This is a genomic window from Streptomyces griseosporeus, from assembly GCF_014656055.1.
GTDB lineage: Bacteria > Actinomycetota > Actinomycetes > Streptomycetales > Streptomycetaceae > Streptomyces > Streptomyces griseosporeus.
Genome location: NZ_BNBR01000008.1, coordinates 224,552 through 242,460, shown reverse-complemented (window position 1 = coordinate 242,460; position 17,909 = coordinate 224,552). Strand labels below are relative to the sequence as shown.

Below are 17,909 nucleotides of genomic sequence, written 5' to 3'. Positions count from 1 at the left end.
CGCCTGAAGGATCAGGCTGGGTGCCCGAACGAGGCTGGGGATTAGCAGGGGGCCGGGGAATCCCGACATGACGAAGAGGGTCACCGCTCCCCCAGGTGTCCACCGGCAGTGGCCCGGCAGCAAAGAACCGCAGGCGGTGAAGGGTGGACGGAGCCCGCTGTAAATCTGCCGGCTCAGCCTTCCCAATTGGCGGCGGCGGGTCGTCAGAGGGCGCCCGAGTCGGCCGCTGCCATGGCCTCGGTCGCCGCCCGCCGCAGCGCGCGCTGTGTGAGCCGGCTGTTTCTTCCGCCGGTCAGGCCGGCCACGGCGCGGCCCACCCAGTCCGGGTCGCCGAGGAGGTGTGGCTTCGCCTCGTCGATGAGCTGCCGCAGCAGACTCTCCAGGCGGAGGACATCCACCGCCCGGTACGGGCGCGCGTGCTGGTCGAAGCGCAGGTGGTGGTCCTCGTACGGGTGGCGAAGCGTCATGTGCATCCAGCCGCCGTCGCGCCCGGCGACCGTTCCCTTGAGCGTGTACACGCCCCTGTGGTTCGTGTTCCAGGAGTGCTTGCCCCAGGTGAGCCAGATGCCGGTCATGATCCCGGACCACGGGACCAGCCGTCCCTCGGAGTCCGGCTTGTGCTGGTGGAGGCCGTCCGGGCGGAACTCCACCCAGTGGGTGTCCGGGCGTGTGGCGTCCCCGACTGCCCAGTGTCCGCCGACCAGTTCCAACGGCCCTAAGTGCGTAGCGTTAGCCCCCATGCAAGGCATTGAATCACGCGTCGCCCCACGTCAGCGGGGCTGCTGTAGCGGTCCCGGTCCCTTCGTGCCCTGTGCGGCGGAGTCACGGTGTGGGGCGTAGTGCCAGCAGGGCGATGTCGTCGGTGTTGTCGGCGCCGAACTTGATGATCAGTTCGTCGCAGAAGACGTCCAGCGGGGCTCGTGCGTGGGCGGCTGCGTGGCGGCTGAGGCGGGCCATCGCGTCGTCGAGGGACTCGCCGCGCCGTTCGATCAGGCCGTCGGTGAAGAGCAGCAGGGTCGAGTGCGGCGGCAGCGCGTCGCAGGCGGAGTGCCGGGGCAGGCCGGGGTCCATGCCGATCAGCATGCCCCGGCCCGCGTCCAGGTAGCGGGTCTCACCGTCCTGGGTGGCCAGCAGCGGGGGCAGATGGCCGGCGGAGGAGTGGTAGAGGTCCCAGGGGCCGCCCTCCTGGCCCTTGATCAGGGCGTAGACACAGGTGGCGGTCGCGTGCGGGTCGAGCGTGTGCGTCGCCAGGTCCAGGCGGCGCAGGACGTCACCGGGTGGCTCCTCACCGTCGACGGCGAGGCCGCGCAGCATGTTGCGCAGCGCGCTCATGGCGACCGCGGCCCGCAGGTCGTGGCCCGACACGTCGCCGATGACCAGCGCGGTGTCGCCACCGGGCAGGGTGAACGCGTCGTACCAGTCGCCGCCGACCTCGGCGGTGGTGCTGGAAGGGACGTAGCGGGCGGCCATCTCCAGCCGGCCGGTGCGCGGCAGCTCGGGCAGCAGGGCCCGCTGCAGCTCTTCGGCGGTGGATCGGATGTGCCGGTGCAGCCGGGCGCTGTCCACCCCGAGCGCGATGCTGCGGACGAGATCGCCGATCTGGGGGACGTCGTCCTTGGTGAACGGGTGCTCGTCCCGGACCCGCACCAGCGTCAGCGCGCCGAGGATCTCCCGGTGGGCGCGGAGCGGAGCGACCACGGCACTGCGCCCGCCCAGCTCCTCCACCAGCTCCAGCTGCCGCGCCTCCAGAGGACTCTGCGCCTGGCCACGCGGCGGAGTGAGCGTGAGCAGCAGCGGGCCGGCGCCCCGCAGCACCCGGGGCAGGGAACCCTGCGTGGCCTCGGACACCGGAGGGAGCATGCCCAGGTGATCCCCGGACACCTGCACCCGCGGATCACGGTGCACCACACAGACCCGCTTCAAATGCCCCGCCTCGTCGAAGAGGTCCGCCGCGCACCAGTCGGCCAGCCCATGCGTCAGGACGTGGCACACCCGCCGCAGCACCACCTCCACGTCGTGGGCGCTCGCCATCGCCCTGCCGGTCTCGGCGAACACGGGCAGCCACTCCGGCGCCGACCGGTCGAAGTTCGCCTTCCGCGACTTCTTCCTGGTCGTCGGCAGGTGGACCGGGCCCGGCGCCGGACGCGTGGTGTGCCGGCGATCCGACGGGTCGCGGGACGGAGCCGACGGAGCCGTCCGCGCCGTCAGCTGGGCGACGAACACCGTGCGGCCGTCGATCGACTCCTGCGTCTCGATGCGCAGCCGGACGGGGACCACGCGGCCGTCCCGGTGCAGCGCGGGAACCGGTATGGAGCGGCCGAGGATCCGGGGCACGCCGGTGAGCAGCAGAGACGTGAAGGCGGCCGTGTGCCGCCCGCGCAGGTGCTCGGGCATCAGGACGGTCAGCCGCTTCCCGACGAGATCGTGCGCGTCCCAGCCCAGCAGGCTCGCCGCGGACGAGTTCACCCCGATGATGCGGTTGCGGTCGTCGGCCGCGATGGTCGGTACGTTGCTGGCCTCCACCTCGCTCGCGTCCCACGGCGCCAGATCCGTCGGGGTGTCGCTCGGCGCGCCCCGGACCAGCGTCCAGGCGGTGGGGCGCCCGCCCTCCAGCTGCTCGGCGATCTGGTCCAGCAGCCAGTGGCGGAAGGCCCGGATCTGCGGCAGGGACGGGAGCACGAGCAGGCTTCCCTGCTGGGCGGCGGCGTCGGCCTCGTCGAGCACGCGCCGCAGGGTCCGTACGGCGGTGACGGCGTGCTTCGGGAACGCCACGAGCAGGGAGAGCGTCGAGCTGTCGGGCGTCTCCTGCTCCACCGCGGCCGTCATGGACGCGCAGATCACATTGCTCATGTCCTGAGCCACGACGAGATCCTCCAGCGGCACACCGGCCCAGTCGGGCTCCGGACCGGCCCAATCGGGCTCCGGACCCGCCCAGTCGGACTCCGCACCGGCCCAGTCGGGCTCGTGACCGCCGCCCGTCTCCGCACCGCCCCGGAGCGCCGCTGCACACGCCCCGGCACCGAGGCCCTCCTCCGGACCCCCCTCCGCCCCCACACGCGCCGCGACCCTTTCCACACCGTTCGCCACCGCCCCCACACCGCCGGGCAGGGCGAGGAGCAGCTCGCGCAGCAGCCCCTCCCACTGCTGCTGGGCCGCCCAGTACAACGCGTACGGCACATCGCTGAGCGCCACGCTCACGGTGTCGTCGGACGGGGCCACGGTCTCCCACGCGGACGTCGGCGGGGCCGGAGCGCCGGGCCAGAGCTCGAACCAGACCGTCTTGCGGTCCTCGCCGCTGTGCGCGCCGTGGCTGGTGGACAGTTCCTCCACCAGGGCCAGGCCTCTGCCCGTGCAGGCGTAGGGATGACGGTCGTGCGGCACCAGCCCGCGGTCCGGCCGCAGGTCGCTGACGCGCACATGGACCCGGCCCTCGGTCACCCAGACCCGCGTCTCGATCTCGGTACGGGCGTGGATCACCGCGTTGGTCACCAGTTCGCCCACCAGCAGCTCGGCGGTGTCCACCATGTCCGGCGGGACACCGCTCAAGGCCGATCGCACGAACCGCCGGGCCACCGCGACGTTCGCGGCCGTCGGAGACAGCCGCCGCGACGGCGCCCCGGGCGGACTGGGGCTGCCCATACCAGCAGGGTGCCCAGAAAACCCCGCGCAAACAGGGCGGCCGGGGACACCCGCCTCAGCTGTCCCCGGCCGCCGCCCGCTTCACCTCCGCCTCGACCTCGTTCCGGGGCCTGCCCTCGTCCCTGGCGTACTCGGTGACGGAGGCCTGCACGTCCCGCGCGAGGTCGCGCCAGGCTCGCCAGGCGGTCTCGTACGTGCCGTGCTGTTCCCCGGTCCAGGGCGCCGCCGTAGGGGCGCCGTAGCTGCCGCGCAGCTCCTCCACGCGCGCGTGCGCCTCGTTCGCCGCACGCTGCATTGCCACGAGCTCGTCGAAAGTGTGGGCCACGTTCGGATGCTATGGAGGCTTCGGCACATCCGCGCGGCGGGACGGACGCCGCGCGCGGGGCGGTACACGTGTGGCGCACTGCGGCACACTGGCCCCATGTCCAGCCGCCGCAGACACTGCCCGGAATGCCGCCGGGAGATCGCCGTCGTCGCGGGCCGCTTCGCCCGGCACGACCCGCCCGGCGCCCGCGGGAACGGCCCGCTGACCTCATGCCCCGGCTCGCGCCGCCCCGCGCAACTGGGCGCCGTACAGCCCTCCTTGGACGGGTACGTCGTGCCGGAGATCCCCGGCCAGCTGCCCCTCTTCTGACGGCCCGTCGAGGCTCCTCAAAGCCCCTGAAGGGCCCCCACCGCCTGCTCGGCCCGCTCCCGTCCTAGTTGCCCGCCACCGACTTCACCGCCACCGACACCGGGGTGGACCCGCTGACCAGTTCCAGCGTGAGGCCCGTCGTCGCCGGGGTGTCCACCAGTTCGGCGAGTACGGCGGCCACGTCGTCGCGCGGGACCGGTCCGCGGCCCGTGCGGGCCTCCAGGCGGACCAGGCCGGTGCCGGCGTCGTTCGTCAGCGAACCGGGGCGCAGGATCGTCCAGTCCAGGTCCAGGCCGCGCACGTGGTCGTCGGCCTCGCCCTTGGCGCGCAGGTACACGTCGAAGACGTCGTCGCCCTGATGCCGCGCGTCGGCGCCCATCGACGACACGACCACGAAACGCCGTACACGCGCGCGTACCGCCGCGTCCGCGAACAGCACCGCCGCGCCCTTGTCCACCGTGTCCTTGCGCGCCACCCCGCTGCCGGGGCCCGCGCCCGCCGCGAAGACGGCCGCGTCGGCGCCCTGCAGATGCGCCGCGACCTCCTCCACCGAGGCCGACTCCAGGTCCAGCAGCACCGGTTCGGCCCCGGCCTCCCGCAGGTCGTCGCCCTGTTCGGCCTTGCGGATCAGACCCGCGACCTCGTCCCCGCGCGCGGCGAGCAGCCGCTCCAGCCGCAGCGCGATCTGACCATGACCACCAGCGATGACAATGCGCATGCCTTCGACCGTACGCCCGCGCCGCCCCATCCGCCGCATGACGCCGGCCGGGACCTAGAAAGCCGCTACGACAGCTCGTTGCGCCCCTGCCGGGGCAGCCCCAGCTCCACCGCGGCGGCGGAGTCGCAGAACTCGCGCACGGCGCTGGTACGCGCCACCACCCGCCCGCGGTGGACGACGATCCTGCTGTACGCGAGGGACAGCGCACCGGCGAGCTGATCGCCCCGCACCGCCAGCAGCTCCGCCGGGAACCCCGCCTCCACCCGCACCTCGGGCAGCCCCAGGACGGCCCGCGCGGCCGAACTCACCGCGTCGTAGGCGTCCTCGGGGCGCAGCCCCTCACGCGAGGCGAGGAGGTAGGCGGCCTCCAGGGGGTCGCCGCGGCCCACGGGGTTGCAGGCGTCCCGCAGGGCGCCGCTGCCCGCCGCGAGCCGCACACCGGCGGCGCGCAGCAGCCGTACGGGCGCTGCCCCGCGCCCCTGCGTGCCGCGCGCTTCCACGCCCCCGCAACCGCCCTGCGGCAGGCACACCACCGCCACACCGGCGGCGGCGAGTTGGTCGGCGGTGCGGGCCGCCGCGTCCGCGGGCAGCCGGTCCAGGCCGCCGCACGGGCTGATCGTCACCCCGGGCCGCAGACCGCCCGCCATCGCGGCCACGCGCGCGAGGCGCGCCGGATCGGCGGCGTCGGTGTGCAGGTCGACGGGGCAGCCGTGCTCGGAGGCGACCTCCAGGACGGCCTCGACGTACCCGGTGGGATCGGGATCGAGGTCAGGGCAGCCGCCCACCACCGAGGCGCCCATCTTCATCGCGTCCCGCAGCACGGCGAGCCCGTCCGCCCCGGCCACCCCGGTCAGCACCCGGGGCATCGCCACCGTCGTCAGCTCCACCAGCCCGCGCAGCGCCCGCCGCGCCTGGAGTACGGCGGCGAGCGCGCCGAGCCCCTGCACGTCGCCCACGCGCACGTGCGCGCGCTGGGCGGTCGCGCCGTGCCCGAGTTGCAGCAGGGCGGCCTCGGTGGCCCGGCGCTGGACGTCCTGGGCGTCGTACGGGACGGGCCCGTCGGCGTCGGCCGACAGGGCGGTGTCGGCGTGGGCGTGCGGCTCCGCGGGGGCCGGCAGCAGCAGATAGCCGCCGAGGTCCACGCGCGTGCCGCCCCGGCCCGGCGGGCCCGCGAGGCTCCCGGCGGTGCCCACGGCCTCGATACGCCCGCCGACGAGCCGTACGTCCACTCGGCGGCCGTCGGTGAGGCGCGCTCCGCACAGCAGCAGGGAGGCGTCGGCCGGTCCCGAGGGCGGGGGTGTGGCGTGGGGCGGCTGCGGCTGGCTGTCGGGCATCGGGCTCCAGGGGGCTCGGGCAGGCCGCGCGCGGCGGCGCAAGATCACACAGCGTGTCGAGCCTAGGACGGCCGTCCCCGGCCGGAGCGGAGGAGCGCAATAGTCGTACCGGCGTGGTCCGCCGAACGGGAGGTGCGGCAGGGGCCGCGGAGGGCCTGCGCGACGCCCTTGAAGAGCCGACAAGACGCCGACGGGACGCCGACGGGATACGGATTTGGGCGAACGGCGGCGGACCGTGTAATGTCTTCATCGCTCGCCCCAATAGCTCAGTCGGCAGAGCGTCTCCATGGTAAGGAGAAGGTCTACGGTTCGATTCCGTATTGGGGCTCTGGTGAGAGAGGTTCCCGTCGCGAGGCGGGAGCTGATCGATCCGCAGCGGTGTAGCTCAGTCGGTAGAGCAAGCGGCTCATAATCGCTGTGTCACCGGTTCAAGTCCGGTCACCGCTACTCTCAGTAGCCGATTGCCGGGTCGGTCCGTCGATCGGCTACTCTTTCTTGCGTTGAACTAGCCTACCCGTTCGTCAAGGAGCACTCCTGTGGCTGCCACCGACGTCCGCCCGAAGATCACGCTGGCCTGCGTGGAGTGCAAGGAGCGGAACTACATCACCAAGAAGAACCGGCGGAACAACCCCGACCGGCTCGAAATGAAGAAGCACTGCCCGCGTTGCAACGCGCACACCGCGCACCGCGAGACGCGATAAATCAGGCTCGTACAGGAGGCCGCCCCCGCAGTCGGGGGGCGGCCTCGTGTCGTTTCCGCCACAGCAGATCCGAGCTACAGCAGACACCAGTGCTACAGCAGACACCAGGAGGTGCCGGGCCCATGGCGCTCGACCAGTCCTTCGTGGGGCGGAGCTACCCGCCCACCGAGCCCTATGAGGTGGGGCGGGAGAAGATCCGTGAGTTCGCGGAGGCCGTGGGGGACGCCAACCCGGCCTACACGGACCCGGAGGCGGCCAAGGCGCTCGGCCACCCCGATGTGATCGCCCCGCCGACCTTCGTCTTCGCGATCACCTTCAAGGCGGCCGGCCAGGTCATCCAGGACCCGCAGCTGGGCCTGGACTACAGCCGGGTGGTGCACGGCGACCAGAAGTTCTCCTACGTCCGCCCGGTCCGCGCCGGTGACCGGCTCACCGTCACCTCCACCATCGAGGCGATCAAGTCCATGGCCGGCAACGACATCCTGGACATCCGCGGAGAGGTCCACGACGAGGCCGGCGAGCACGTCGTGACCGCCTGGACCAAGCTGGTCGCCCGTGCGGCGGACACCGAAGGGGAGGCGTGAGGAATCCCATGACGGCGAAGATCGCTTACGACGACGTCGAGGTCGGCACCGAGCTGCCCGCGCAGTCCTTCCCCGTGACACGCGCCACGCTCGTCCAGTACGCGGGCGCCTCCGGCGACTTCAACCCGATCCACTGGAACGAGAAGTTCGCCAAGGAGGTCGGCCTCCCGGACGTCATCGCGCACGGCATGTTCACCATGGCCGAGGCGATCCGGGTCGTGACCGACTGGACCGGCGACCCGGGCGCGGTCGTGGAGTACGGCGTCCGCTTCACCAAGCCGGTGGTCGTCCCCAACGACGACCAGGGCGCGGTGATCGAGGTCAGCGGCAAGGTCGCGGCCAAGCTCGACGACAACACGGTCCGCGTGGACCTGACCGCGACCAGCGCCGGCCAGAAGGTGCTCGGGATGTCGCGGGCGGTCGTACGGCTGGCCTGAAGCAGATGAGCGTAAGGGGCGCCCTCCAGGGAGAGGCGCCCCTTACGCACCTATAGGACCCAGACCCCTTGACGAAGTTAGTGATTGAGCACTAACTTCATACGCATGGTCAGGATGAGCGCAGAAGAGCGACGCGAGAGTGTCATCCGGGCGGCGACGACCGAGTTCGCGAGGGGTGGCTACCACGGCACCTCGACCGAGGCGATCGCCAAGCGGGTCGGCGTCTCGCAGCCGTATCTCTTCCGGCTCTTCCCCGGCAAGAAGGCGATCTTCCTCGCGGTGGCCCAGCGGTGTGTCGACGACACGATCCGCACCTTCGAGAAGGCCGCCGAAGGGCTGGAGGGCGAAGAGGCCCTGCACGCCATGGGTGAGGCCTACACCAAGGTCATCGCGGAACAGCCCGAGCGGCTGATGATGCAGATGCAGATGTACCTCGCCGTGGCCGCCGCGGAGGCGGAGGGCGACAGCGAGTTCGGTGAGGCCGTACGGGCCGGCTGGACGCGCCTGTGGGACACGATCCTGCTGTCCCTGGGGGCGGACGTCGAGCAGACGACGACGTTCATGGCGCACGGCATGCTGATCAACTGCCTGGTCGCCATGGGCTTTCCGCGGGACCACCGGGTGTGGGAAGGCTTCTGAGGGACGCACGTCTCACCGCAGGCCTTTCTCATGCCTCCGAAAGTTAGTCATCAATAACTAACCAACCTCTCCGGGGGAGAGATGTCACAGCAGACCGCACCGCGCGGGGGAGCCGCGTGGGCTCTCGTCATCACCAGCGTCGCCGGATTCATGGCGGCCCTCGACAACCTCGTCGTCACCACCGCCCTGCCGTCCCTGCGCAAGGACCTCGGCGGCGCCCTGGACGACCTCGAATGGACCGTCAGCGCCTACACGCTCACCTTCGCCGTGCTGCTGATGTTCGGCGCGGCCCTCGGTGACCGCTTCGGCCGCCGCCGGCTCTTCCAGGTCGGCGTCACCATCTTCACCGGCGCCTCCGCCGCGGCGGCCATGGCACCCGGGATCGGCTCGCTCATCGCGGCCCGCGCGGTCCAGGGCGTCGGCGCGGCCGTGATGATGCCGCTGACGCTCACCCTGCTCACGGCCGCCGTGCCCGCCGCCAAGCGCGGAATGGCGTACGGCATCTGGGGCGCGGTGAACGGCCTCGCCGTCGCCTCCGGGCCGCTGATCGGCGGCAGCCTCACCGAGCACATCTCCTGGCACTGGATCTTCTGGCTGAACGTGCCGCTCGGCGTCGCCCTGCTGCCGCTCGCCCGCCTGCGCCTCGCCGAGTCGTACGGCGCCGGGGCCCGGCTCGACCTGCCCGGCACGCTGCTCGCCAGCGGCGGTCTGTTCGGCATCGTCTACGGGCTGGTGCGCGGGCCGGCCGACGGCTGGACCAGCCCGTTCGTGCTGACCGGCCTGTTCGCGGGCTCGGCTCTGCTGGCCGCCTTCGTGCTGCACGGCACGCGCGCGAAGAACCCCATGCTGCCGATGCGGCTCTTCCGCTCGCGGGCCTTCTCCGGCATCAATGCCGCGAGTCTGCTGATGTTCCTCGGCATGTTCGGGTCGATCTTCCTGCTCAGCCAGTACATGCAGGGCGTGCTCGGTTACTCGCCCACGCAGGCCGGGCTGCGGATGCTGCCGTGGACCGGTATGCCGATGCTCGTCGCGCCGATCGCGGGCATCCTCTCCGACCGAGTCGGCGGCCGCCCCGTCGTCGCCACGGGTCTCTTCTTCCAGGCGGCCGGCCTCGCCTACCTGGCCGCGGTGGCCACCACCGATGCCTCCTACGCCGTCCAGCTGCCCGGCCTGATCACCAGCGGCATCGGCATGGCCCTGTTCTTCGCGCCGGCCTCCAACCTGGTCATGTCCAGCGTGCGGGCGTCCGAGCAGGGGATCGCCTCCGGGGCGAACAACGCGCTGCGGGAAGTGGGCGGTGCGCTCGGCATCGCGATCATGTCCTCGATCTTCTCAGCGCGGGGTGGCTACGAGTCCGGCCAGGCCTTCGTGGACGGCCTGCGGCCGGCGCTGGTCACGGGGGCGGGGGTGGTGGCGCTCGCGGGTGTCGCGGCGCTGGTGATTCCCCGGCGGCGGGCTGCGGAGCGCGACGGGTCGGCGTCGCCGGCGCGGTCGTCGTCACCGGCCCTGGAGACCGCGTCCCGGTGAGCCGGAGGCCGCTGTTGCCCCCGGCTTCGATCCCTCCCTCGACCTCGCTGACAGGAGACCGCCATGCCCACGCTTCCCTGGACCGTGCCGAACACCCCGCCGGCGGGGGCCGACGTCCATGTCTTCGCCTCCCGGTTCGAGACGCGCACGCTTCTCGGGGCGGTGCGGTTCCTGCTGCGTACGGCGGGGGTGTGGCGGCAGGTGGGGCGGGCGCCGGGGGCGTACGGGGCGTCGCTGAAGGCGCAGCCGTTCAGGCGGACGTTCTGGACGTTGTCCGCGTGGGAGTCGGCGGAGGCGCTGAAGGCGTTCGCCGGGGGTGGGGTGCATGCGCCGGTCTCGCGGGGGTTGGCCGGGGAGATGCGAGACGTGAGGTTCGCCTCCTGGACGACGTCGAGCGAGGAACTGCATGTGCGGTGGGAGGAGGCGGCACGGAGGCTGAGGTGAGATTGCGGTGCGGGGCACCGGTGCCGGCCGGGGGTGGGTCGCGCGGCCCGGCGCTAACGGGGTGCCGCTGCGCCCACCCGTGCCGCCCCAGCGGCACGACTGCCCGCAGCTAAGTCGGCGGGGCGGCCCGCTGCTGGGTGGGCGCCGGCCCAGCGGTGCGGCTGCCCGCAGCTGCGTGGGCTGAGTGGGGGAGCCGCCGACGGCGGGGAGGGGACGTGTCGGGGGGTGTCCGCCCGCAGCGGGCGCCGGAAAGAGAGGGTGCCAATTTGACCGTACCCAGCGGCGCACCGAGGACGGATACCCCCCGGCGCGGCCCCGACCCACCACCAGCAGAGCGCGCTACACCAGCCCCCCACACACCCGCGCGGGCCGCCGCAGGCATATAGGGGCGCGGGGAACTGCGCGAGCAACCACCCACCCACCCGCACCGGCCGCCGCAGGCACACCGCGGGGAACGGCGCGACCAGCCCCCCACCCACCCGCACCGGCGACCCCGCGCCCAGCCCCCCCACCCCCCACCCCCCGTCTCGTAGGCTGACCCCGTGCAGGTACTCCACGACGCCCCCCTCGCCCCGCTGACCACCTTCCGCCTCGGCGGCCCCGCCGACCGCCTCGTCACCGCGACCACCGACGCCGAAGTGATCGACGCCGTCCGCGAGGCCGACGCCACCGGCACCCCGCTGCTCGTCATCGGCGGCGGCTCCAACCTGGTCATCGGCGACAAGGGCTTCGCCGGCACCGCACTCCGCATCGCCACCACCGGCTTCGAGCTGACCGGCACCACCCTCGAACTCGCCGCCGGCGAGGTGTGGACCGACGCCGTCGCCCGCACCGTCGACGCCGGCCTCGCCGGCATCGAGTGCCTCGCCGGCATCCCCGGCTCGGCCGGCGCCACCCCCATCCAGAACGTCGGCGCGTACGGCCAGGAGGTCTCCTCCACGATCACCGAGGTGATCGCCTACGACCGCCGCGCCCACGAGACGGTCACCCTCACCAACGCCGACTGCGTCTTCACGTACCGCCACAGCCGCTTCAAGGCCGACCCCAACCGGTACGTCGTCCTGCGCGTCCGCTTCGCGCTCGAAGACGCCGGCGGACTCTCCGCACCGCTCAAGTACGCCGAGACCGCCCGCGCCCTCGGCGTCGAACCCGGCGACCGCGTCCCCCTCGCAGAGGCCCGCGAGACCGTGCTGAAGCTGCGCGCCGGGAAGGGCATGGTCCTGGACCCCGAGGACCACGACACTTGGTCGGCCGGCTCCTTCTTCACCAACCCGATCCTCACGGACGAGCAGTTCGCCGCGTTCCACGCGCGCGTGCGCGAACGCCTCGGCGACGGCGTCGAGCCGCCCGCCTACCCGGCCGGCCCCGGCCACCCCGGCCACACCAAGACCTCCGCGGCCTGGCTGATCGACAAGGCCGGCTTCACCAAGGGCTACGGCACGGGCCCCGCCCGCATCTCCACCAAGCACACCCTCGCCCTCACCAACCGCGGCGAGGCCACCACAGAGGACCTCCTCGCCCTGGCCCGGGAAGTCGTCGCAGGCGTGCGCGAGGCGTTCGGGATCACGCTGGTCAACGAGCCGGTGACGGTCGGGGTCAGCCTGTAAGGGCCCCAGGCCCCTTCCCCGGAAGCCGGGTCAGGCAGCCGGGCCGCCCAGCCAGTCATCCACCCCGGCCAGCAGCTTCGCCTTGACGTCCTCCGGCGCCGCCGACCCCCGGACCGACTGACGCGCCAGCTCCGCCAGCTCCTCGTCGGTGAAGCCGTGGTGCTGCCGGGCGATCTCGTACTGCGCCGCCAGCCGGGAGCCGAACAGCAGCGGGTCGTCGGCGCCCAGCGCCATCGGCACGCCCGCCTCGAACAGGGTGCGCAGCGGCACGTCCTCGGGCTTCTCGTACACCCCGAGCGCCACGTTCGACGCGGGGCACACCTCGCAGGTCACCCCCCGCTCGGCGAGCCGCCGCATCAGCCGGGGGTCGTCCGCCGCGCGCACCCCGTGCCCGATCCGCGAGGCGTGCAGGTCGTCGAGGCAGTCCCGTACCGACGAGGGGCCCGCCAGCTCGCCTCCGTGCGGCGCGGACAGCAGCCCGCCCTCGCGGGCGATGTGGAAGGCGCGGTCGAAGTCCCTGGCGAGGCCGCGGCGTTCGTCGTTCGACAGGCCGAAGCCGACGACGCCCCGGTCGGCGTACCGCACGGCCAGCCGGGCGAGGGTGCGGGCGTCCAGCGGATGCTTCATGCGGTTCGCGGCGACCAGCACCCGCATCCCGAGGCCGGTCTCCCGCGAGGTCGTCTCGACCGCGTCGAGGATGATCTCCAGCGCCGGGATCAGCCCCCCGAGCCGGGGCGCGTACGACGTCGGGTCGACCTGGATCTCCAGCCACCCCGAGCCGTCCTTGAGGTCCTCCTCGGCGGCCTCGCGCACCAGCCGCCGGATGTCCTCGGGTTCGCGCAGGCAGGAGCGGGCGGCGTCGTAGAGCCGCTGGAAGCGGAACCAGCCGCGTTCGTCGGTGGCGCGCAGCTGCGGCGGTTCCCCGCTGACCAGGGCCTCCGTCAGCGTCTCGGGCAGGCGGACGCCGTACTTGTCGGCCAGTTCCAGGACGGTGGCCGGCCGCATCGAGCCGGTGAAGTGCAGGTGGAGATGGGCCTTCGGCAGCTCAGAGAGATCACGTACACGCTCCATTCCCAGATCCTGCCGCACGTCACCGCCGTACCGGTAGCCGATTCCCCGAACCTCCCCGAACGTGGCCTTGCCAGCACAAACGAACGGGGGCACCGCCGGAAGGACCGGTGGTGCCCCCGAGGGGCCGTGCGACGGCGCGACGGGCGGGGACCTCAGTCCCGCGCCTCCGCCAGCAGCTTCTGGATCCGCGAGACACCCTCGACGAGGTCCTCGTCACCCAGCGCGTACGACAGCCGCAGGTAACCCGGCGTGCCGAAGGCCTCGCCCGGGACGACCGCGACCTCCGCCTCCTCCAGGATCAGCGCGGCCAGCTCGACGGTGTCCTGCGGGCGCTTGCCGCGGATCTCCTTGCCGAGCAGGCCCTTGACCGACGGGTAGGCGTAGAAGGCGCCCTCGGGCTCCGGGCAGAGCACGCCGTCGATCTCGTTGAGCATGCGGACGATGGTCTTGCGGCGCCGGTCGAAGGCCTCCTTCATCTTCTCGACGGCCGACAGGTCGCCGGAGACGGCGGCCAACGCGGCCACCTGGGCGACGTTGGAGACGTTGGAGGTGGCGTGCGACTGGAGGTTGGTCGCGGCCTTGACGACGTCCTTGGGGCCGATGACCCAGCCCACGCGCCAGCCGGTCATGGCGTACGTCTTGGCGACACCGTTGACCACGATGCACTTGTCGGCCAGCTCGGGCACGACCACCGGCAGCGAGTGGAACTCGGCGTCGCCGTAGACCAGGTGCTCGTAGATCTCGTCGGTCAGGACCCACAGGCCCTTCTCGGCGGCCCAGCGGCCGATCTCCTCGATCTGCTCGCGGGTGTAGACGGCGCCGGTCGGGTTGGAGGGGGAGACGAAGAGCAGGACCTTGGTGTTCTCGGTGCGCGCGGCCTCCAGCTGCTCGACGGAGACGCGGTAGCCGGTCGTCTCGTCGGCGACCACCTCCACCGGGACACCGCCGGCCAGCCGGATCGACTCGGGGTACGTCGTCCAGTAGGGGGCCGGGACGATGACCTCGTCGCCGGGGTCGAGGATCGCGGCGAAGGCCTCGTAGATGGCCTGCTTGCCGCCGTTGGTGACCAGGACCTGCGCGGCCTCGACCTCGTAGCCGGAGTCCCGCTTGGTCTTCTGGGCGATCGCGGCCTTCAGCTCGGGCAGGCCGCCGGCCGGGGTGTAGCGGTGGAACTTGGGGTTCTTACAGGCCTCGACGGCCGCCTCGACGATGTAGTCCGGGGTCGGGAAGTCGGGCTCGCCGGCGCCGAAGCCGATCACCGGGCGCCCGGCGGCCTTGAGGGCCTTGGCCTTGGCGTCCACGGCGAGGGTGGCGGACTCGGAGATCGCGCCGATGCGGGCCGAGACCCGGCGCTCGGTGGGAGGGGTTGCAGCGCTCATACCGCCCATGGTTTCAGACCGGAAACCGGCCCGGCACGCGGGTTTCACAGACTGAACAGCACAGGGTGCCCAGGTGAACTGGAGTCCGGATCCGGCGCATGGCCTGGTGATCTTCCGGTGGTTTCCCGCCGATCTCCCCTCCGCACGGCCCCGACGGGCACTTTCTGTTCGACGAGGCGCCCCGGAGCACGTACACTCTCACCTCGTTGGCCTTCGGCAGCCGCACCGCAATGGCGGTTCCGGAACCGGTGCACACCACGCACCCGACCGGATGCGGTACGTTGGGGGACACACAAAGGGTCGTAGCTCAATTGGTAGAGCACCGGTCTCCAAAACCGGCGGTTGGGGGTTCAAGTCCCTCCGGCCCTGCTACACACACCTTCGCCAGGATGTGTGCGCATGTACGTACAGTAATGCACCGCCGTGCGGCTCAGACCGGGCGCGGCACGGCCACGACCCGGGATCAGGTGAGGACGAATGGCGGACGCCGTGGGCTCCATCGACACGCCTGACGCCCAGGATGAGGCGGCGGAGACCAGGAAGAAGACCCGCAAGGGCGGTAAGCGTGCCAAGAAGGGCCCGCTGAAGCGCCTTGCCCTCTTCTACCGGCAGATCATCGCGGAGCTCCGCAAGGTGGTCTGGCCGACGCGCAACCAGCTGACGTCGTACACCACCGTGGTGATCTTCTTCGTCATCGTCATGATCGCCTTGGTGACCGTGATTGACTATGGACTCAGCCACGCCGCCAAGTACGTGTTCGGCTGAGCAGTAAGCGAAGGGCGCCGAGGTATCCGGCGCCCGTTTCGCGTGTTCCACCCCTATGTATCCAGGAAGAAGCAGCCACCGTGTCTGACCAGAACCTGAACGACGCCGTCGAGCCTCGCGGAGAAGGCGTCGAGTCCGTCGACGACGAGCTCGACATCGTCGGGGGCGCGGACGAGGACCTGGACGAGGTCGAGGCTGCCGACGCCGAGGCGGACGAGCCGGCCGAGGAGGCCGCCGTGCACGCCGAGGACGTCGAGGACGCCGACGAAGAGGCTGCCGAAGACGCCGAGGAGTCCGCAGAGGAGTCCGCGGAGGCCGAGGAGGAGACCGCTCCGGTCGACCCCGTCGAGGCCCTCCGCGAGGAGCTGCGCACCCTGCCCGGCGAGTGGTACGTCATCCACACCTACGCCGGTTACGAGAACCGCGTGAAGACCAACCTGGAGCAGCGCGCCGTCTCGCTGAACGTCGAGGACTACATCTTCCAGGCCGAGGTGCCGCAGGAAGAGGTCGTCCAGATCAAGAACGGCGACCGCAAGACGATCAAGCAGAACAAGCTGCCGGGTTACGTGCTGGTCCGCATGGACCTGACCAACGAGTCCTGGGGCGTCGTCCGCAACACGCCGGGCGTCACCGGCTTCGTGGGCAACGCCTACGACCCGTACCCGCTGACCCTGGACGAGATCGTCAAGATGCTCGCCCCGGAGGCGGAGGAGAAGGCCGCCCGCGAGGCCGCCGAGGCCGAGGGCAAGCCGGCGCCGCAGCGCAAGGTCGAGGTCCAGGTGCTGGACTTCGAGGTCGGCGACTCGGTCACCGTCACCGACGGCCCGTTCGCCACCCTCCAGGCGACCATCAACGAGATCAACCCCGACTCCAAGAAGGTCAAGGGTCTGGTGGAGATCTTCGGTCGCGAGACCCCGGTCGAGCTGTCGTTCGACCAGATCCAGAAGAACTAGTCCCTCGGGGACACTGCTGGACTCACTGCTTCCGGTGGACTCACTGCTTCCGGACAGGTCAGGCGGACGCTCGCGCGGCCGCCTGACCTGCTCGGTTTTTGGCCGCGCATCTATACCCGTTATCGTTGTGCGGTATGCCTGCGTCCGGGTGGTTCCCGGTGGCGGGCATGGACCCGAATCGAAAGGACCCGGAGAGCTATGCCTCCCAAGAAGAAGAAGGTCACGGGGCTCATCAAGCTCCAGATCCAGGCCGGTGCCGCCAACCCGGCTCCGCCGGTCGGCCCCGCGCTGGGTCAGCACGGCGTCAACATCATGGAGTTCTGCAAGGCCTACAACGCCGCGACCGAGTCGCAGCGCGGTTGGGTCATCCCGGTGGAGATCACGGTCTACGAGGACCGCTCCTTCACCTTCATCACCAAGACGCCGCCGGCCGCCAAGATGATCCTCAAGGCCGCGGGCGTGGACAAGGGCTCCGGCGAGCCGCACAAGACCAAGGTCGCCAAGATCACCCAGGCGCAGGTCCGCGAGATCGCCCAGACCAAGATGCCCGACCTCAACGCCAACGACCTGGACGCCGCGGCGAAGATCATCGAGGGTACCGCCCGTTCCATGGGCGTCACCGTCGAGGGCTGACCTCAACCCCCCTGCAGAACAGCGTGGAAGGGCCTGCTCGGCCCGTACCACGACTCCTAGCCAACACAGGAGCATCACGTGAGCAAGCGCAGCAAGGCTCTCAAGGCTGCGGACGCCAAGGTCGACCGGGAGAAGCTGTACGCCCCGCTCGAGGCCGTCCGTCTCGCCAAGGAGACCTCCACGACCAAGTTCGACGCCACCGTCGAGGTCGCCTTCCGTCTGGGTGTCGACCCGCGCAAGGCCGACCAGATGGTCCGTGGCACCGTGAACCTTCCGCACGGCACCGGTAAGACCGCCCGGGTCCTGGTCTTCGCGACCGGCGACCGTGCCGAGGCCGCGCGTGCCGCGGGCGCCGACATCGTCGGCGCCGACGAGCTGATCGACGAGGTCTCCAAGGGCCGCCTGGACTTCGACGCCGTCGTCGCCACCCCGGACCTCATGGGCAAGGTCGGCCGCCTCGGCCGCGTGCTCGGTCCCCGTGGTCTGATGCCGAACCCGAAGACCGGCACCGTCACCCCCGACGTGACCAAGGCCGTCACCGACATCAAGGGCGGCAAGATCGAGTTCCGCGTCGACAAGCACTCGAACCTGCACTTCATCATCGGCAAGGCGTCCTTCGACGACGCCAAGCTGGTGGAGAACTACGGCGCCGCGCTGGAGGAGATCCTCCGTCTGAAGCCGTCCGCCGCCAAGGGTCGCTACATCAAGAAGGCCGCCATCACCACCACGATGGGCCCCGGCATCCCCGTCGACCCGAACCGCACCCGCAACCTCCTCGTCGAGGAGGACCCGGCCGCGGTCTGAGCCTGACGGCTCACCGAGTCGGTCACGGGCCCCGCACCTT

At 71.5% G+C, this 17,909-nt stretch carries 19 protein-coding genes and 3 tRNA genes; 15 read left to right on the top strand and 7 right to left on the bottom strand.

Going from position 1 to position 17,909, the window contains the following annotated elements:
- Positions 1 to 203 precede the first annotated feature (203 nt).
- The 3 genes from IE308_RS32535 to IE308_RS32520 form a co-directional block, all read right to left on the bottom strand.
- Positions 204 to 749 carry a hypothetical protein gene (locus tag IE308_RS32535; RefSeq protein ID WP_373314652.1) on the bottom strand — a complete coding sequence of 182 codons (546 nt, stop codon included), beginning with the start codon at positions 747 to 749 and terminating at the stop codon, positions 204 to 206.
- Between the two features lie 73 nt (positions 750 to 822).
- Positions 823 to 3,639, bottom strand: a complete 2,817-nt coding sequence (locus IE308_RS32530; protein WP_229909307.1) for a SpoIIE family protein phosphatase — start codon at positions 3,637 to 3,639, stop codon at positions 823 to 825.
- A gap of 55 nt (positions 3,640 to 3,694) precedes the next feature.
- Positions 3,695 to 3,964, bottom strand: coding sequence for a hypothetical protein (locus tag IE308_RS32520; protein WP_190220628.1), 270 nt, complete (start codon positions 3,962 to 3,964; stop codon positions 3,695 to 3,697).
- Between the two features lie 96 nt (positions 3,965 to 4,060).
- Between IE308_RS32520 and IE308_RS32515 the strand changes: the two genes are divergently transcribed.
- The gene (locus IE308_RS32515) at positions 4,061 to 4,273 is read left to right on the top strand and encodes a hypothetical protein (protein ID WP_190220627.1); all 213 of its coding nucleotides are present in this window, start codon (positions 4,061 to 4,063) and stop codon (positions 4,271 to 4,273) included.
- Positions 4,274 to 4,337: 64 nt separating this feature from the next.
- Here IE308_RS32515 and IE308_RS32510 read toward each other — a convergent pair whose 3' ends face one another.
- Positions 4,338 to 4,991, bottom strand: coding sequence for an NAD(P)H-binding protein (locus IE308_RS32510; RefSeq protein ID WP_110629774.1), 654 nt, complete (start codon positions 4,989 to 4,991; stop codon positions 4,338 to 4,340).
- A gap of 65 nt (positions 4,992 to 5,056) precedes the next feature.
- Positions 5,057 to 6,325, bottom strand: coding sequence for an amidohydrolase family protein (locus IE308_RS32505; RefSeq protein ID WP_110629775.1), 1,269 nt, complete (start codon positions 6,323 to 6,325; stop codon positions 5,057 to 5,059).
- Positions 6,326 to 6,580: 255 nt separating this feature from the next.
- Here IE308_RS32505 and IE308_RS32500 point away from each other — a divergent pair.
- The 9 genes from IE308_RS32500 (at position 6,581) to IE308_RS32460 (ending at position 12,264) form a co-directional block, all read left to right on the top strand.
- Positions 6,581 to 6,653: transfer RNA gene (locus IE308_RS32500), tRNA-Thr, on the top strand.
- Positions 6,654 to 6,699: 46 nt separating this feature from the next.
- Positions 6,700 to 6,772: transfer RNA gene (locus IE308_RS32495), tRNA-Met, on the top strand.
- An 89-nt stretch (positions 6,773 to 6,861) separates the two neighbouring features.
- Entirely contained in the window at positions 6,862 to 7,026 is a 165-nt protein-coding gene (rpmG, locus tag IE308_RS32490; RefSeq protein WP_003948671.1) for a 50S ribosomal protein L33, read from the top strand.
- Between the two features lie 122 nt (positions 7,027 to 7,148).
- Positions 7,149 to 7,610, top strand: coding sequence for a MaoC family dehydratase N-terminal domain-containing protein (locus IE308_RS32485; protein ID WP_110629776.1), 462 nt, complete (start codon positions 7,149 to 7,151; stop codon positions 7,608 to 7,610).
- An 8-nt stretch (positions 7,611 to 7,618) separates the two neighbouring features.
- The gene (locus IE308_RS32480) at positions 7,619 to 8,047 is read left to right on the top strand and encodes a MaoC family dehydratase (RefSeq protein WP_110629777.1); all 429 of its coding nucleotides are present in this window, start codon (positions 7,619 to 7,621) and stop codon (positions 8,045 to 8,047) included.
- A 105-nt stretch (positions 8,048 to 8,152) separates the two neighbouring features.
- Positions 8,153 to 8,686 carry a TetR/AcrR family transcriptional regulator gene (locus IE308_RS32475; protein ID WP_190220626.1) on the top strand — a complete coding sequence of 178 codons (534 nt, stop codon included), beginning with the start codon at positions 8,153 to 8,155 and terminating at the stop codon, positions 8,684 to 8,686.
- A gap of 81 nt (positions 8,687 to 8,767) precedes the next feature.
- On the top strand, positions 8,768 to 10,213 hold the full coding sequence (locus tag IE308_RS32470) for a DHA2 family efflux MFS transporter permease subunit (protein ID WP_190220625.1): 1,446 nt from the start codon (positions 8,768 to 8,770) through the stop codon (positions 10,211 to 10,213).
- Between the two features lie 63 nt (positions 10,214 to 10,276).
- Positions 10,277 to 10,657, top strand: a complete 381-nt coding sequence (locus tag IE308_RS32465) for a DUF3291 domain-containing protein (RefSeq protein WP_190220624.1) — start codon at positions 10,277 to 10,279, stop codon at positions 10,655 to 10,657.
- A gap of 542 nt (positions 10,658 to 11,199) precedes the next feature.
- Entirely contained in the window at positions 11,200 to 12,264 is a 1,065-nt protein-coding gene (locus IE308_RS32460; RefSeq protein WP_190220623.1) for a UDP-N-acetylmuramate dehydrogenase, read from the top strand.
- 30 nt (positions 12,265 to 12,294) lie between these two features.
- Here IE308_RS32460 and IE308_RS32455 read toward each other — a convergent pair whose 3' ends face one another.
- Together IE308_RS32455 and IE308_RS32450 are read right to left on the bottom strand one after the other, a co-directional pair.
- Positions 12,295 to 13,335, bottom strand: a complete 1,041-nt coding sequence (locus tag IE308_RS32455) for an adenosine deaminase (protein WP_190220622.1) — start codon at positions 13,333 to 13,335, stop codon at positions 12,295 to 12,297.
- Between the two features lie 152 nt (positions 13,336 to 13,487).
- The gene (locus IE308_RS32450; RefSeq protein WP_190220621.1) at positions 13,488 to 14,714 is read right to left on the bottom strand and encodes a pyridoxal phosphate-dependent aminotransferase; all 1,227 of its coding nucleotides are present in this window, start codon (positions 14,712 to 14,714) and stop codon (positions 13,488 to 13,490) included.
- Positions 14,715 to 15,010: 296 nt separating this feature from the next.
- Here IE308_RS32450 and IE308_RS32445 point away from each other — a divergent pair.
- The 5 genes from IE308_RS32445 (at position 15,011) to rplA (ending at position 17,869) form a co-directional block, all read left to right on the top strand.
- Positions 15,011 to 15,083, top strand: a tRNA-Trp gene (locus IE308_RS32445).
- A gap of 108 nt (positions 15,084 to 15,191) precedes the next feature.
- Positions 15,192 to 15,479 carry a preprotein translocase subunit SecE gene (gene secE, locus IE308_RS32440; RefSeq protein WP_110629782.1) on the top strand — a complete coding sequence of 96 codons (288 nt, stop codon included), beginning with the start codon at positions 15,192 to 15,194 and terminating at the stop codon, positions 15,477 to 15,479.
- Positions 15,480 to 15,559: 80 nt separating this feature from the next.
- Positions 15,560 to 16,432, top strand: coding sequence for a transcription termination/antitermination protein NusG (gene nusG / locus IE308_RS32435; protein ID WP_190220620.1), 873 nt, complete (start codon positions 15,560 to 15,562; stop codon positions 16,430 to 16,432).
- A gap of 198 nt (positions 16,433 to 16,630) precedes the next feature.
- Positions 16,631 to 17,065 carry a 50S ribosomal protein L11 gene (gene rplK / locus IE308_RS32430; RefSeq protein WP_110629784.1) on the top strand — a complete coding sequence of 145 codons (435 nt, stop codon included), beginning with the start codon at positions 16,631 to 16,633 and terminating at the stop codon, positions 17,063 to 17,065.
- A 78-nt stretch (positions 17,066 to 17,143) separates the two neighbouring features.
- Positions 17,144 to 17,869 carry a 50S ribosomal protein L1 gene (gene rplA, locus IE308_RS32425; protein ID WP_110629785.1) on the top strand — a complete coding sequence of 242 codons (726 nt, stop codon included), beginning with the start codon at positions 17,144 to 17,146 and terminating at the stop codon, positions 17,867 to 17,869.
- Positions 17,870 to 17,909: the final 40 nt, after the last annotated feature.

Coding starts and splice junctions, on each gene's coding strand:
- IE308_RS32535 (WP_373314652.1), bottom strand. CDS start 749: ATGCCTTGCATGGGGGCTAACGCTACGCACTTAGGGCCGTTGGAACTG.
- IE308_RS32530 (WP_229909307.1), bottom strand. CDS start 3,639: ATGGGCAGCCCCAGTCCGCCCGGGGCGCCGTCGCGGCGGCTGTCTCCG.
- IE308_RS32515 (WP_190220627.1), top strand. CDS start 4,061: ATGTCCAGCCGCCGCAGACACTGCCCGGAATGCCGCCGGGAGATCGCC.
- IE308_RS32510 (WP_110629774.1), bottom strand. CDS start 4,991: ATGCGCATTGTCATCGCTGGTGGTCATGGTCAGATCGCGCTGCGGCTG.
- IE308_RS32505 (WP_110629775.1), bottom strand. CDS start 6,325: ATGCCCGACAGCCAGCCGCAGCCGCCCCACGCCACACCCCCGCCCTCG.
- IE308_RS32485 (WP_110629776.1), top strand. CDS start 7,149: ATGGCGCTCGACCAGTCCTTCGTGGGGCGGAGCTACCCGCCCACCGAG.
- IE308_RS32480 (WP_110629777.1), top strand. CDS start 7,619: ATGACGGCGAAGATCGCTTACGACGACGTCGAGGTCGGCACCGAGCTG.
- IE308_RS32475 (WP_190220626.1), top strand. CDS start 8,153: ATGGTCAGGATGAGCGCAGAAGAGCGACGCGAGAGTGTCATCCGGGCG.
- IE308_RS32470 (WP_190220625.1), top strand. CDS start 8,768: ATGTCACAGCAGACCGCACCGCGCGGGGGAGCCGCGTGGGCTCTCGTC.
- IE308_RS32465 (WP_190220624.1), top strand. CDS start 10,277: ATGCCCACGCTTCCCTGGACCGTGCCGAACACCCCGCCGGCGGGGGCC.
- IE308_RS32455 (WP_190220622.1), bottom strand. CDS start 13,335: ATGGAGCGTGTACGTGATCTCTCTGAGCTGCCGAAGGCCCATCTCCAC.
- IE308_RS32450 (WP_190220621.1), bottom strand. CDS start 14,714: ATGAGCGCTGCAACCCCTCCCACCGAGCGCCGGGTCTCGGCCCGCATC.
- secE (WP_110629782.1), top strand. CDS start 15,192: ATGGCGGACGCCGTGGGCTCCATCGACACGCCTGACGCCCAGGATGAG.
- rplK (WP_110629784.1), top strand. CDS start 16,631: ATGCCTCCCAAGAAGAAGAAGGTCACGGGGCTCATCAAGCTCCAGATC.